Source organism: Neorhizobium sp. SHOUNA12A (assembly GCF_023006505.1).
GTDB lineage: Bacteria > Pseudomonadota > Alphaproteobacteria > Rhizobiales > Rhizobiaceae > Neorhizobium.
Genome location: NZ_JALBGV010000023.1, coordinates 25,903 through 40,886, shown reverse-complemented (window position 1 = coordinate 40,886; position 14,984 = coordinate 25,903). Strand labels below are relative to the sequence as shown.

Here is a 14,984-nt window from a genome sequence, read left to right as displayed (position 1 = left end):
TTTTAGAAGAACTCGATTGAGCTCTCGACCGGCTTCGTCGGCATGCGTACCGGACGCTGCTCCATCGCCACGGTCCGTTGAGTTTCGGCGCCGGTCAGCGGATACTGACGAGCCCGACCGCTTACGGGCCAGAACTCCAGCTTGCGCCCGTGCTCCCCGCCCGTTGAGGAGCCGACCACCGGAATACCTTCGTCCTTTAGAAATTCCATAGCGAATGCGGCATTCTGTTCGCCGACATTCGAAAAGCTGGCAATTGTCTTGGCGCCGCCAAAAATCTTCGCTTCCAACCGGTCTCGCCGGGCTCCCTGCTTCAAAAGACCATTGATCAACAGTTCCATCAGATGCACGCCGTAACGCGTCGCATCGCCGCCCGAGGCCATGGAACCGGCGGATCCCGGAAGCAGGAAGTGGTTCATGCCGCCGATACCGGCGACAGGATCGCGAAGACACGCAGCCACGCATGAGCCCAGAATCGTGGAGAGAACAGCATTCGGGTCGTTCAGGACCTTAAATTCCCCCTGGATAATATGGACACGCCTGACTGCAGCGGCGTCATTCATTTCAATGCTCCAAACACCGCTTCGATAGCGGCCTTCATCTTTTCGATCGTGAACGGCTTGGCGAGAACGTTGTTGGCGCCGAGCGATGCAGCCTTCTGAACCAGGGCACGGTCGCCCTGGGCCGTCAGGATGATGAATGCGGCCTTCTTCGTGTTCGGATTGGCGCGAACGGCCTGCAGGAAACCGATACCGTCCATTTTCGGCATGTTGAAATCCGAAATGACGAGATGGTGCGGCTGCTCGGCCATGATCTTCATGCCCTGCTCGCCATCGCCGGCAGAAGTGATCTGTTTGAAGCCGAGCTGTGTCAGGGCGTCGCTGAGCAGCAGGCGGCTGGTGACCTGATCGTCGACGATCAGAACTTTGATTTTTTCAGCGATAGACATTTATTCGGTACCTTCTTTTCGGGCAGCAGTTAACTTCAACACTTCTTCTCCTATGGAGCCTAACGGCAGTTGTTGCTCGACAGCCCCCATTTCATGGGCAACCCTCGGCATGCCGTAGACCACACAGGTCTTTTCGTTCTGCCCGATCGTGCGTGCGCCCGCGCTACGCATTCTGAGCAAACCTGCAGCTCCATCGCGGCCCATGCCCGTCAGGATGACCCCGACCGCATTGCGACCTGCCAGGTCGGCGACCGAGTCGAAAAGGACGTCCACTGAGGGCCTGTGACCGTTTACCGGCTCCTTTTCGATCAGCCGGCAACATGGCGCCGACGGATTGACCACCTGCAAGTGTCGTTCGCCACCGGGCGCCAGATAGATCCTGCCGATCTCCAGCCGCGCGCCATCGGTGGCTTCCTGCACCACAGGAGCGCAGATACGATTAAGGCGTTCGGCAAAACTTTTGGTAAACGTGGAAGGCATATGTTGAGTAATTACGGTCGGCGGACAATTTTGCGGGAACTTTTGTAATACCGCGATAAGAGCTTCAACACCTCCAGTTGACGACCCTATAGCCACAACCTTCCGACCCACCCGGTATTCCGCAGCGGGAGAGGCGGCGATGAAAGGCGTCGGCCCATTCCGGCGGGGTCCGGACCGGGCTGCAGCCTTCACCTTTTCGGCAAGATCCATGAACGGGCGGACATCGCCGGGAGCCGGTTTGCCGACGCAATCGAACGCGCCGATCTCAAGAGCAGCCAACGTCGCATTGGCACCCTGATGGGTCATTGCCGAGACCATGATTACCGGCATCGGACGCAGGCGCATGATCTTTTCGAGAAATTCCAGCCCATTCATGTTGGGCATCTCGATATCAAGGGTAACGACATCGGGGTTGAGCTGCTTGATCGCGACGCGTGCTTCCAGCGCATCGCCAGCCTGGCCAACGACATTCACTTCCGGGTCGGAATTCAGGATGGCCGTAATCAGCCCGCGCATGGTGGGTGAATCGTCAACGACCAGGACTCGTGCCGGAGCGCTCATGCTTTTCTCCCCGCGCCCTTACCGGTATAACGATAGGTGGTGATACCGATATTATCGAACAGGTTTTTGGCGTCGCCGGAAACACGCTCGGAATGGCCGATATAGAGATGTCCGCCTTCGGGCAGGAGCGAAGCAAAGCGGGACCAGATTTTCACCTGCGTCGGTTCGTCGAAGTAGATAACGACGTTGCGGCAGAAGATGATGTCGAAATTGCCCTTGAAGGGCCACTGCGCCATCAGGTTCAATTCGTTGAAGGTAATCAGTTTCTTGACGCGGTCGTCGATCTGGAACCTGCGGCGCCCGCCGGCATCGACTTCGCGGAACCATTGCTTGCGCATGGCCGGCGTCATCGTTTCGAGCGCGTTCTCGTCGTAGAGGCCGGTACGGGCCGCGGCCAGGATCTTCGGGTCGATATCGGTCGCCAGGATACGGAAATCGAGATCGGCCGCGTTGGGAAGCAGCGACAGTACGGTCAGCGCAATCGAATAGGGCTCCTGCCCATCCGAACAGGCGGCCGACCAGATGCGCACGCGGCCGCCGCTCTTGGCGCGGTTGATAAGACCCGGCAGAACCTCGTCGCGCAGGTGCTCGAAATGATGGTTTTCGCGGAAGAAGCGGGTGAAGTTGGTCGTCAGATGCGACAGCATCTCGCGGCGGGCGGCGGCACCTTCGGGTGAGGCCACCAGAACGCAATAATCCTTGAAGCCGCGCAGACCCAAGGCCCGAATATGCTTGGAAAGGCGGGAATAGACGAGCGAGGCCTTGGAATCGTTGAGATAGATTCCGGCATCCGAGTAGATCATCGCCGAAATGTCGGTGAGGTCGCGGCGCGTCAGCGGATATTCTCCGCTTGCGAGCACCTCATCCGGTGATTGTCGGCTTTCTATGGCGCCCAAGGGCTTCATGCAGCGTCGCTTTCCTGGTCGGGGAAGAGGGCGTCCAACTCGATCATGCAGATCATCCGCTTATCGATGGCGAGAATCCCCCGGGCATATTGTCTCTCCAGATCGGAGGAGACTTCCGGTACTGGCTGGATATTCTCGTCGGTAATCGTAAGGATATCGGAAACGGCCTCGACGAGGAGACCAACAATCTTGGCCTTCATCTGCGCCACGATAATCACATGGCGTACCGTCGGCTCGGCATCCTTCATGCCAAGCCGGGCCGAAAGATCGACAATCGGCAGGACCGCGCCGCGCAGATTGATGACACCCATGACATAGGCGGGCGCATGCGGCAGCGGGGTTGCCTGGGTCCATCCGCGAATCTCGCGGACGGACATGATGTTCACGCAAAATTCCTGATCGCTGATGCGAAAAGCGATCAGCTCCTTGCTTCCCGGGACCAGATTTTTCACGGCATACGACATAACAACTCAACCCGTGGCGGCTAACGACATTTCAGGTTTCATGGACTGGCCTCGAGACGCTGCGACGACCGCATCGACGTCGAGGATGAGAGCGACGCGGCCGTCACCGAGAATGGTGGCTGCGGCGATGCCCGGAACGTGCGTGTAGTTTGCCTCGAGCGACTTGATGACGACCTGGCGCTGGCCCTGGATGGCATCGACCATCAGGGCGCGCTGGCCGCCGCCTTCCGATTCGACCAGCAGCGCGACACCTTCGACCGGATTGGCCTGGGTGGCGCGGTAGTTGAGGACCCGGCCCACGTCGACCAGCGGGCAGAACGAGTTGCGGATCGAGATAAGCCGCTGATTGGCGCCGAAGGAATGGATGGCGGCAGCCTCCGGCTGCAGCGTCTCGACGATGGCGGTCAGCGGCACCACCAACGTCTGGCCGGCGACCGTGACGACCATTCCGTCCAGAACGGCAAGCGTCAGCGGCAGGCTCATGGTGAAGGTCGAGCCGAAGCCCGGCCGCGATGAGATCGAGATGCGGCCGCCGAGCGCCTGGATCGAGCGCTTGACGACGTCCATACCGACGCCGCGACCGGAAATGTCGGAGATCTTATCGGCGGTCGAGAAACCCGCCATGAAGATCAGGTTGTCGATCTCGTCATCCGACAGGTTGGCGTCGGCTGCGATGATGTCGTTGTCGATCGCCTTCTGGCGGACGCGCTCACGGTTGATGCCGGCGCCGTCGTCGGCAAGTTCGATCAGGATGCGGCCCGAACGATGTTTTGCGGTCAGCTTGATCGTGCCTTCCGGATCCTTGCCGGCGGCCTCGCGCTTTTCGGGCGACTCGATGCCGTGGTCGACGGCGTTACGGATCATGTGGGTCAGCGGTTCGGCGATCTTGTCGATGACCGTCTTGTCGACTTCGGTGTTTTCACCTTCGGTGACCAGGCGGATCGACTTGCCGACCATGTCGGCCACTTCGCGGACGATACGCGACATGCGCTGGAAGACCGGCTTTACCGGCTGTGCGCGGATCGCCATGACCGAGTCCTGGATCTCGCGGGTGAGCTGCTGCAGCTCTTCGAGGCCCATGTTGACGGCCGATGTACCGGTCGCGTCGTTCTCGACGACACTCTGGGAGAGCATCGCCTGGTTGATGACGAGTTCGCCGACGAGGTTGATGAGACGGTCGACGCGGTCGAGATCAACGCGGATCGTCTGGCCAGCGCCGGCTGCTGCGGCAGCGGCATTGTTCTGGGCGGCAGCTGCCGCGGCAGCCGATTCCTTCCTCTCGGCGGCACGGGCCGTCCTCGAGACGTTGCTTGCGGTCTCGGCAGCGGATACGGCCGCAGCGACGGTTTCTTCCGAAACGCCTCGTTCGGCGGTCTTTTCCTCGTCTTCTCCACCAGCGGAGTCATCAAGGATCGACAGATCGAACGGAACCGGGACCATCGGCAGTTCCTCGTTGGAAGATGCCTCTTCGGCAAGCTTCACTTCGAGGTCGCAATCCCATTCCGCGAATTCGAAGACGGCACGGATGTCGTCTTCGCTCCTGGTGGTCCGGATCGAGATCTTCCAGCTGAAATAGGAGGCCTCCGGATCCATCTTGTCGAGGGTCGGCAGAGCGTCCGTGTCGCAATTGATGCTCATCTCTCCCAGACGGGACAGATCGCGCAGCAGGAGCGCTGCCTCGTTGCCCTTGGAATAGAGTTCGCGACGCGGCTTGAACGAGACTTCGTAGACCGAGCCTTCAATTGCCGGCTCATCGTCCTCGCCGAAGCCGTCGAACGAAAAGGGGACCGGCTGAAAGCCGCTGTCGTCGCTCGGTTTGGGAAGATCAACTTTCGCCACGGGAGCCGGGGCAGCCTTTGCGGCCGGTTTCGGGGCGTCGTGGCCGGAGGAAGAGGGCGACCCGCCATGGGCGAGCGCCTCAAGTTCCTTGACGAGGCTGCGGCTTCTCGATTCGTCGACGCCGCCGCCGTCACGCGATGCGCTGACGAGATCGGCCAGCACGTCTGCCGACTTGAGCATGACCTTTAGGACGTCCTGCGTCGGCTCGAGCTTGTTGGAGCGTACGCAATCGAGCGTCGTCTCGAAGACGTGGGCGAAGGAAACCAGGTCGTCCAGACCGAAGGCGCCAGCACCCCCCTTGATGGAATGAACGGCACGGAAAACGGCGTTCACCGTTTCGGGGTCGCGATCCCCGTCGTTCAGCTTGAGAAGACCCGACTCCAGTTCTGCGAGCTGCTCTTCGCATTCCTGAAAGAAGATCTCTTTGATTTCGTTCATATCCATCGGGGGAATTCCTGGCTCAGGCGGTTACACGCTCGATCGCATCAATCAGTTTGGCAGGATCGAAGGGCTTGACGATCCAGCCAGTCGCGCCGGCCTGCCGGGCCCGGTTCTTCTTCTCGGCATCGCTTTCCGTCGTCAGGACGAGGATCGGAACGGCGCGATATTTTTCGTTGCGGCGAACACCTTCGATGAAACCGAAGCCATCGAGGCGCGGCATGTTGATATCCGTGACGATGACGTCCGGATTGCAGCCCTCGAGGACTTCGAGGCCCTCAATGCCGTCTTCCGCCTGAATTGTCTCAAAGCCTGCGTTATTCAGGGTCACCAGAAGCATGTTCCGGATCGTCCGTGAGTCATCCACGGTCAGTACTTTCTTCTTCATTGCTAGATCTCCTTAGCAACCAAATTTTCGTTATTAATGCCGATGAGTTGCATCGTCTTCTGAAATGCATCCGAAGCCTTCTCGACGAGAAAGGACTTCTTGTCTTCTTCCCAAGCCTTGACGCCGGCGACCAGAACCTGGGCGCACTGGACACCGACCCGCTCGACGCCCGAGGCGTCGATCTTGAGATCGCTGCCCCGCATGGAGACCAGCTTGCCATGCAGGTTCGAGGCCTCGTTGAGGTCCAACACTGCGGCCAGCTTCAAACTTCCAGCTCCAGCCTTCTTTGCTGCCATCAGCTTATTCCTTGTCGTTTCTGAAAGAGGTATTCGCCGTCATCCGCCCGCTCAGTCGCCATCGGCGCGATCGGGACCAAAGTCGGCTGAGGTCTTGGAGCTGCAGGGCGGCGCGCATCCGCATAGCGGTTCTGCCGCTCGATCCGGAACTCGCGGACCGTGCGGCCGAGTTCCAGGATAACGGTATGGAGTTCGTCGGCGCCCTCGCCCGCTCGGAACGCGAGGCTGGCGTTCGAGGCGACGTGTTCGCTGACCGAACCGATCTCTGCGGTCAACCGGTCGAGGCCGACGGCCTGTTCGCCGGTGTCGCGGGCAATACCGGCGATCGCGTCGTTGATGTCGGACACCTGGCGAACGATGCCGCCGATCGCGTCCTGGGTGCGGTGAACCATGTCGACCCCGGCATCCACCTGGGCCTTGGTGCCGTTGACGAGCGTCTTGATCTCGCGTGCTGCGTCGGCCGAGCGCTGGGCGAGCGCGCGCACTTCCTGGGCAACGACGGCAAATCCGCGGCCGGTCTCCCCGGCACGGGCAGCTTCGATACCGGCGTTCAGCGCCAGCAGATTGGTCTGGAACGCGATGTCGTCGATGACGCCGATGATCTCGCCGATCTTTTCAGCCGAGGATTCGATATCCGCCATGGCGTTGATCGCGCGACCGACAACCTCGCCGCTTGCCTCGACCGAACGACGCGTCTCGGCGGCGGCCTTTTCGGCGGCGGCCGTCTCGGCAGCGCTGCCCTTAACCCTGGCGGTTACGTCGAGGAGCACGCGTGCCGCCTCCCTGAGGCGGGTGGACTGTTCTTCCGAAGCGGCGGCAAAGGAGCGAGTGCCCTCGGTGAGCGCCTGCGTCAGCGTCCCGGCCTTCTGACCATGCCCATCGACCGTCTCGACCGACGAGCGCATGCCGGCGACTGCCTGATTGAGCAGATCGGCGAGTTCGCGGTAGGCATCCGGCACGTCGTCGGCAAGACCTGCCGTCAGATCGCGGTCGGCGAGTGCCGTGATGACGTCGGTAAAAGTTTCGATCGCCTGCGCATGATCGGCTTCGCGCTGCTCGGCGAGCGCGCGCTGGTGCTTCTGGCGCTGTTCGTTGAAGCGGAGCGAGACGGCGATCTCGACATCGACCATGACAAGGCGGGTGATCGCGCCAACGAGATCGAGCAATTCCTGCTCCCGTTTACGGCCGCCCGGCAGCAGCGACTTCGGAGCAAGGTCGACGATCGCGCCGGCGATCAGATGTTCGAGCATGACCGCGTGGCCGGCGACGTGCCAGCGCGGGTCGAGGCCCATCCGGCTCTCGGCGTCGGAGAGAACCTTCACCCGCTCGGCGTAGAGCGCATCGAAGCGGGCATCGGTCAGCACGCCCCAATGGGAGGCCTGCAGGTCGTGCAGCCGTTCGATCTGCTGCTCGCTTTCGAAATTGCGGGCGGCTTCCGGAAAGGATTGAAAGCGGTGGAAGAGATCGCGCAGGCCGGTCTTCAGATGCCGGTCGAGCTGCGGGCGGCAGCGGCGCAGCAGATCGCGCAGTTCGCCGTCGAGGCCGGCAAATGCCAGTCTCTCGCCCAGGCTGCCTGCCTGGCCACGTCGCGCCTGATCCGATGGCATTTCCTGCACCAAAACCGTCCCCAAAATTATTCAAGCCAATCCCCGGAGAGGATCAGCGGCATGCAAGCTGCTGTCAGCCAGCGCCTGGATGAACGGGGGATGCTCGCCAAACCGGATCGATATCCGTCGGGCATGGGCAACGCGGTCACCACGGGCTTTGCTGGATTTTCATGAGCGGATACCGGATTGGACCGGTACGGCTTTGCGGCTTCATGCCTGGTGGGGGACCGCAGTCATCCCATTTCGCCGTGGTCTCTAATATGTATGGTTAATTCCTTGCCTGAAGGTTAATGGAAGGTAGAAGCATGCCTGTTTTGCTTCAGGCAGGCGCATATTACCCGCTGTCAGGGTATTCGCTTCGGCATTGCTCGGTGGTTACGGTTTTTCTCAATTGGCCGCTTGAACGTCGGCCAACCCGCCTTGTCTCCCATATCGGCGAGCGGCTGCAACGGATAAGCTTTAACTCAAAGCGCCATGCCACCCTTGCCGGTGAACTTCTTGCTGACATGCAGCGAGCCGGAAAGACCGAAACGCCAGGGCAGGTCGACAGCCTGGGAGATGCCGATCCGCCGACCGGTGACGATCAGGGGTGGTGTTTTCGGCAACGTGAACTCGAACGGTGGCGCAAACAGCGGCAGGCCGTTGTGCTCGATGGTGATGCCGAGCGCCTGGCAGAGGCGGCCCGGACCGGAGCAGAGGAGCAGCGGATCGGCAAGACCGCGCCTTTTCTCCATTTCCTGAAGGCCCCTGACCGGCTGCAACGCCCTGATCAGCACGGCGCTACCGGGCCGGCAGACAAAATTCAGACACCAGTGAATGCCGTAGGAACGGTAGACATAAGCGTGTCCCGGCGGCCCGAACATCACCGCGTTTCTCTGCGTGGGCCCGCGAAAACTGTGGGAGGCCGGCTCGTCCGGCTCATAAGCTTCCGTCTCGACGATCACGCCGCCTGCGCCGGAGACATCGAGTTCGACGCCGATCAGATCACGCGCCACCTCTACGGAGCCTCTATCGAAAAACTGCTGGTCCATAAGAAACGCCCGTCTCGCTGCCGGTTGCATCCATAGACGGCGAAGCAGGGCTTGTCTTCCCCGCCGACGACGCGACTTTCCGGAAGACCCGAAGCGTTGCGCAGACGTTGTGGTGGGGATGCAACAGGCCCCGACTTGCTGTTTGCCAAGTCAGCACGGATTTGTGGACGCACATTTTTGTGCATTGCCATGAAAACGCTCCGGGTGTCGTATTAGGTTTAGAAACATCTTGATTCTCAATAGATTGCCGCAGCGTTTTCAATCTTTGCGGCAGTCGAGCAGTAGCGCAACCCTGACTGGAGTAGCCTATGCCGAGTGAATCCTTGTTCGATGCCTTCACCAGGAACTACGAAGCGCGGCGCGAGACAGATATGTCTGTCGCCGAGTATCTGGCGATTTGTAAAAAAGATCCGATGGCCTATGCCAACGCCGCCGAGCGGCTGCTGGCGGCGATCGGCGAGCCGCAGATGGTCGACACGGCCAAGGATGCCAGGCTCGGCCGGATCTTCATGAACCGCACCATCCGGGCCTATCCGGCTTTCTCCGGTTTCTTCGGCATGGAAGAGACGATCGAGCGGATCGTTTCCTTCTTCCGGCATGCCGCGCAGGGGCTCGAGGAGCGAAAGCAGATCCTCTACCTGCTCGGTCCGGTCGGTGGCGGCAAGTCGTCGCTTGCCGAGCGGCTGAAGCTGCTGATGGAAGCCAATCCGATCTACGTGCTGAAGGCCGGCGACGATATCAGTCCGGTCTTCGAAAGCCCGCTCAACCTCTTCGATCCGGTCGCCATGGGGCCGATGCTGCTTGAGCAATACGGCGTTCCGACCCGGCGTCTCAGCGGGCTGATGAGCCCCTGGTGCCTGAAGCGGCTCGATGAGTTCGGAGGCGACATAACTCGTTTCCGGGTGGTGCGGCTGCAGCCCTCGCGACTGCGCCAGATCGGCATCGCCAAGACCGAACCGGGCGACGAGAACAATCAGGACGTCTCGTCGCTGGTCGGCAAGGTCGACATTCGCAAGCTCGAAAACTATTCCCAGAATGACTCGGACGCCTACAGCTATTCCGGCGGGCTCAATCGCGCCAACCAGGGCGTGCTCGAATTCGTCGAGATGTTCAAGGCGCCGATCAAGATGCTGCATCCGCTGCTGACGGCGACGCAGGAAGGCAATTACATGGGCACCGAGAATATCGGCGCCATCCCCTTCTCCGGCGTCATCCTTGCCCACTCGAACGAGGCGGAATGGCAGAGCTTCAAGGCGAACAAGAACAACGAGGCGTTCATTGACCGCATATGCGTCATCAAGGTTCCTTATTGCCTGCGGGTGACGGAAGAACAGCATATCTATGAAAAGCTGATCGAAGGTTCGGAGCTTGCGGATGCCTCCTGCGCGCCGGCGACGCTTGAGATGCTGGCCCGGTTTTCCGTGCTCTCGCGGCTACGCAAGCACGAGAATTCGACCTTCTTCTCCAAGATGCGTGCTTACGACGGCGAAAGCCTCAAGGAAACCGATCCGCGCGCCCGCAGTGTTCAGGAATATCGGGACGCGGCCGGCGTCGACGAAGGCATGGACGGAATATCGACACGTTTTGCCTTTAAGGTTCTAGCTTCGACCTTCAATCACGATACGACGGATATCGGCGCCGATCCGGTTCACCTGATGTATGTGCTGGAACAGGCCATCCGCCGCGAACAGTTTCAGGAGGAAACCGAAAAGCGGTATATCGAGTTCATCAAGGCAGACCTTGCTCCTCGGTACGCGGAGTTCATCGGCAACGAGATCCAGAAGGCCTATCTGGAATCCTATTCCGATTACGGTCAGAATCTTTTCGATCGTTACGTCGACTATGCCGACGCCTGGATCGAGGACGTCGACTTCAAGGATCCGGATACCGGGCAGCTTCTCGATCGCGAACTCCTGAACCAGGAATTGACCAAGATCGAAAAGCCGGCGGGCATCGCCAATCCGAAGGATTTCCGCAACGAGATCGTCAAGTTCTGCCTGCGCTCGCGCGCCAATAACGGCGGCAAGAACCCGTCCTGGGCGAGCTACGAGAAGATCCGGGAAGTGATCGAGAAAAGAATGTTCTCCCAGGTGGAGGATCTCCTGCCGGTGATCTCCTTCGGGTCGAAGAAGGACGGCGAAACAGAAAAGAAACACAGCGAGTTCGTGTCGCGCATGACGGGGCGCGGCTACACCGAAAGACAGGTTCGCCGTCTGGTGGAGTGGTACATGCGGGTCAAACAGGCAGGTTAGCGTCTGTACTCAATTAGGATTTGGAACGCAGCATGCAAGAAAACCGTTCAGTTCCTTAAACACACAAAGGTGGACGTCATCTCCATCATTGTGTGTGACGACAGGACGTAGGATTGTGGCATACTGGGTTGTGCGGCGTCCGAAACCTAGTTGAGTACAGACCCTAATGCTCATGCAGGAGCCAACATGCACATCATCGACCGGCGGCTGAACCCGCGCGGTAAAAGTTTGGAAAATCGACAGCGGTTTCTGCGGCGCGCAAAGGACGCCGTGCAGCAAGCAGTCAGGCGATCCCTGCAAAGCCGCAGTATCCGTGATGTACTCGATGGCGGCGAAGTCAGCCTCCCGATCGGCGGCATGGGCGAGCCGAGTTTTCGCCGGGCCGAAGGCGGGATTACGGATCATGTCCTGCCCGGCAACCGGGCCTTCGTCGAAGGCGATATCATTCCCCGCCCACCCGGCCAGGGTGCCGGCAGACCCAAGGAGGCCGGCCAGGGCGATGGTGAAGACGGCTTCCGCTTCGTTCTGACGCGCGAAGAATTCCTCTCGGTTTTTCTGGATGACCTCGAACTGCCCGAACTCGCCAAGCGACGGCTCAGCGAGACCGAGGAGATGAGCCCAGTGCGGGCCGGCTACTCCATTTCGGGCTCCCCTTCCAATCTCTCCATCGACCGGACGACGCGGCTCGCGATGATGCGACGCATCGCCCTCAAGCGCCCCAAGCCTGCCGAGATCGAGGCGCTGCAGCGCCAGATCGACGAATCTGAGAACGAGGAGACGCGCCTGTCGCTGGAGGCGGAACTCAAGTCGCTGACGGACAGGATCCGGCGCATTCCCTATGTCGATCCGCTCGACGTTCGCTATCGTCGTTTCGACAACGAGCCGAAGCCGGTTGCTAAGGCGGTGATGTTCTGCCTGATGGACGTCTCCGGATCGATGTCGGAGCACATGAAGGATCTGGCCAAGCGCTTCTACCTGCTGCTCTATCTGTTCCTCTCGCAGCGTTACGAGAAGGTCGAGATCGTCTTCATCCGCCACACCGAGAAGGCCGAGGAGGTCGACGAGGAGACCTTCTTCTACGGCCAGGCGACGGGCGGCACGCTGGTATCGAGCGCACTTGCGGCGATGCGCTCCATCATCGCTTCACGCTTCGACCCCACCGAATGGAACATCTACGCCGCGCAGGCCTCGGATGGCGACAACTCCTATCGGGACGAAGCTCCGGCCGGCCATCTGCTGAGACACGAGATTTTGCCGCTCTGCCAGTACTTCGCCTATATTGAGGTCGATGAAGAGGGTGGCGATTCCTCGGTATCGAATTCCCCTCTCTGGCGCCTTTATGAAAGCATCCGGTCCGGTTCGGCAACGCTTGCGATGCGCAAGGTCTGCCGCAAGAACGAGATTTTTCCGGTCTTCCACGATCTCTTCCAGAAGCGTTCGACACAGACGAAGGCGGTGCCATGACTCAGGCGGCTATGCAGAAGGATCGACTGCTCTTCGAAGGCGCGGACTGGGATTTCACGACGCTCCAGCGTATCCACGATGCCTGCGAGGAAATCGCGATCGGGGAACTCGGGCTCGACGTCTATCCGAACCAGATCGAGGTGATCACCGCCGAGCAGATGCTGGATGCCTATTCGTCGACGGGCATGCCGCTGTTTTACCGGCACTGGTCGTTCGGCAAACATTTCGCCCATCACGAAGCCTTCTACCGCCGCGGCATGCGGGATCTCGCCTATGAGATCGTCATCAACTCGTCGCCCTGCATCTCCTACCTGATGGAGGAGAACACCGCGACGATGCAGACCCTGGTGATCGCCCATGCGGCCTTCGGTCATAACCATTTCTTCAAGAACAACTATCTCTTCAAGCTGTGGACGGATGCCGAGGGCATTCTCGACTATCTCGATTTCGCCAAGGGCTATATCGCCCGCTGCGAAGAGCGTTACGGCGAAACAGCCGTCGAGCGGACCCTCGACGCGGCCCATGCTCTGATGTCGCATGGCGTACACCGTTATGCCGGCAAGACGAGGCTCGACCTGCGCCAGGAGGAAAAACGCCAGCTGGAACGGCGCGCCCATGAAGAACAGATGTTCAACGATCTCTGGCGCACGGTGCCGACGGGCCGCAAACGCGATGCGGCCGATGTCGATCTCGAAAGACGGCGCGCAGCGCTCGGCCTGCCGCAGGACAATCTGCTCTACTTCCTGGAAAAGTCCTCGCCCCGGCTGCAACCATGGCAACGGGAAATCCTGCGCATCGTCCGCCACGTCGCACAATATTTCCATCCGCAGCGCCAGACCAAGGTGATGAACGAGGGGACGGCGACCTATGTCCATTACCAGATCATGGAAAGGCTGCACGACCGCGGGCAGATCAGCGACGGCAACTATTTCGAATTCCTGAAATCACATACCAATGTCGTGTTCCAGCCGACCTATGACGATCGGCGTTTCTCCGGCTTCAATCCCTATGCCATCGGCTTCGCCATGATGCAGGATATCGAGCGGATCGTGACCAAGCCGACCGACGAGGATCGCGAATGGTTCCCGGATATCGCCGGCCGCGGAGATCCGATGCAGGTCCTGCGCGGCATCTGGGCCGACTATCGCGACGAGAGCTTTATCAGCCAGTTCCTGAGCCCGCACCTGATCCGCAAGTGGCGCCTTTTCCAGCTCTACGACGATCCGCAGATGAGCGAAGGGATTCTGGTTTCGGCGATCCACGACGAGCGCGGCTACAAGCGCGTCCGCCGCCAGCTGGCGCGCGAATACGATATCGGCTGGACCGATCCGAGGATCGACATCATCGATGTCGATCTCGCCGGCGACCGCCGCCTTCTCCTGCAGCACCGGGCGCCGAACGACTGGGTTCTCGAGGACAGCGAGACCCGGCAGGTTCTGCAACATCTGGCGGATCTGTGGGGATACGACGTCATGCTGCAGGAAATCGACAGCGCCGAGAAGGTGGTGAAGGAACATGCCGCCCATCCCCGCGAAATCCTTCATAAGGGTGACCTTTTCTCCTGACGACAGCGCACGAGGCAGGTCTCTGCCGATCCGGCAACTCCAGGCGCGGCGGGACGTTATGGCGACGTTGATCCCCGCTCATCAACTTTGATTACAGGAGCGGCCGGATCTCCTGCCGATGGACAATCGTGATTGGACATCAAAAGCGGTCAGGATCAAAATAACGTCTGGGCGACGGGCATCTATTTTGTTCAAATAGGAGGCCGTAATGGAGCAACGTGCAGTCGATCAGCTGAAGACTATCGCCAGGATAAACCGCAGCTATCCCGACTTCCAGATGTCCAGCAGCGAACGGCTCGAACGGTGGGCCGAGATTCTTGAGCTCAACCCCGACCGATCCCTTTCGACATTTCGGGAAACCGAATACCAGCCGGATGAAATAAGGGCCGCCATGCGCGGCGACGGGACGGCGATTGCTGTCGCGTTCGGGGATCCCGTGCTGCGCGCCGCGGGGATGAGAGACGACACCTATGGGGAAGCCAGGCGGTTTTTTGAACTGTCAGACCGACAGATCCACAAACTGGTCTGCTTCTGCCACTTCGGAGCGCATGTGAGCGCAAGCACCGTCGCCCATCAGGTGCGGTCCATCGCCACCCGCAGATCCAGCGGCCCCCTTGCATACCTGGCTTCTTTCTTCAGAAGGTAGCCTTGTCGCTTCGTCGAACACGATCAGACTGCGCCTTGCTGGGCGATTGCCCGATGCCTCGGCGTTGCCGCTTGCCGTTGCGGGAACGGCCGATGGTTGATG

Annotated in this window: 14 protein-coding genes; 4 read left to right on the top strand and 10 right to left on the bottom strand. The window is 60.2% G+C overall.

The window, feature by feature from the left end; all coding sequences use genetic code 11:
* Window positions 1-2: 2 nt before the first annotated feature.
* From cheD to MOV63_RS12885, 10 genes are all read right to left on the bottom strand, one after another.
* Complete coding sequence (cheD, locus tag MOV63_RS12930) at window positions 3-560, bottom strand: chemoreceptor glutamine deamidase CheD (protein WP_247034089.1); 558 nt, start codon at window positions 558-560, stop codon at window positions 3-5.
* Window positions 557-946 (bottom strand): response regulator, encoded by a 390-nt coding sequence (locus MOV63_RS12925; RefSeq protein ID WP_007759259.1) that lies wholly within the window; start codon window positions 944-946, stop codon window positions 557-559. Before MOV63_RS12925 ends, cheD begins: the two co-directional genes overlap by 4 nt.
* Complete coding sequence (gene cheB, locus MOV63_RS12920) at window positions 947-1,987, bottom strand: protein-glutamate O-methylesterase CheB (protein ID WP_038539676.1); 1,041 nt, start codon at window positions 1,985-1,987, stop codon at window positions 947-949.
* On the bottom strand, window positions 1,984-2,892 hold the full coding sequence (cheR, locus tag MOV63_RS12915; RefSeq protein ID WP_247034088.1) for a protein-glutamate O-methyltransferase: 909 nt from the start codon (window positions 2,890-2,892) through the stop codon (window positions 1,984-1,986). Before cheR ends, cheB begins: the two co-directional genes overlap by 4 nt.
* Window positions 2,889-3,356, bottom strand: coding sequence for a chemotaxis protein CheW (locus MOV63_RS12910; protein WP_038539671.1), 468 nt, complete (start codon window positions 3,354-3,356; stop codon window positions 2,889-2,891). Before MOV63_RS12910 ends, cheR begins: the two co-directional genes overlap by 4 nt.
* Window positions 3,357-3,362: 6 nt before the next feature.
* Complete coding sequence (locus tag MOV63_RS12905; RefSeq protein ID WP_038539668.1) at window positions 3,363-5,639, bottom strand: chemotaxis protein CheA; 2,277 nt, start codon at window positions 5,637-5,639, stop codon at window positions 3,363-3,365.
* A 16-nt stretch (window positions 5,640-5,655) separates the two neighbouring features.
* A complete protein-coding gene (gene cheY1 / locus MOV63_RS12900) occupies window positions 5,656-6,021 on the bottom strand; it encodes a chemotaxis response regulator CheY1 (protein ID WP_038539665.1) in 366 nt (121 codons plus the stop codon).
* Window positions 6,022-6,023: 2 nt separating this feature from the next.
* Complete coding sequence (locus MOV63_RS12895) at window positions 6,024-6,317, bottom strand: STAS domain-containing protein (RefSeq protein ID WP_038539662.1); 294 nt, start codon at window positions 6,315-6,317, stop codon at window positions 6,024-6,026.
* Window positions 6,317-7,924 carry a globin-coupled sensor protein gene (locus MOV63_RS12890; RefSeq protein WP_247034086.1) on the bottom strand — a complete coding sequence of 536 codons (1,608 nt, stop codon included), beginning with the start codon at window positions 7,922-7,924 and terminating at the stop codon, window positions 6,317-6,319. The genes MOV63_RS12895 and MOV63_RS12890 overlap by 1 nt, the downstream gene beginning before the upstream one ends.
* Window positions 7,925-8,388: 464 nt before the next feature.
* Complete coding sequence (locus MOV63_RS12885; RefSeq protein WP_247034084.1) at window positions 8,389-8,955, bottom strand: DNA-3-methyladenine glycosylase; 567 nt, start codon at window positions 8,953-8,955, stop codon at window positions 8,389-8,391.
* Between the two features lie 308 nt (window positions 8,956-9,263).
* On the opposite strand from MOV63_RS12885, the gene MOV63_RS12880 reads away from it, so the two are divergent.
* The 4 genes from MOV63_RS12880 (at window position 9,264) to MOV63_RS12865 (ending at window position 14,882) form a co-directional block, all read left to right on the top strand.
* Entirely contained in the window at window positions 9,264-11,207 is a 1,944-nt protein-coding gene (locus tag MOV63_RS12880; protein ID WP_038539656.1) for a PrkA family serine protein kinase, read from the top strand.
* A gap of 186 nt (window positions 11,208-11,393) precedes the next feature.
* The gene (locus tag MOV63_RS12875) at window positions 11,394-12,671 is read left to right on the top strand and encodes a YeaH/YhbH family protein (protein WP_247034082.1); all 1,278 of its coding nucleotides are present in this window, start codon (window positions 11,394-11,396) and stop codon (window positions 12,669-12,671) included.
* Window positions 12,668-14,236, top strand: a complete 1,569-nt coding sequence (locus MOV63_RS12870) for a SpoVR family protein (protein ID WP_247034080.1) — start codon at window positions 12,668-12,670, stop codon at window positions 14,234-14,236. The genes MOV63_RS12875 and MOV63_RS12870 overlap by 4 nt, the downstream gene beginning before the upstream one ends.
* A gap of 208 nt (window positions 14,237-14,444) precedes the next feature.
* Complete coding sequence (locus MOV63_RS12865) at window positions 14,445-14,882, top strand: hypothetical protein (RefSeq protein ID WP_038539647.1); 438 nt, start codon at window positions 14,445-14,447, stop codon at window positions 14,880-14,882.
* Window positions 14,883-14,984: the final 102 nt, after the last annotated feature.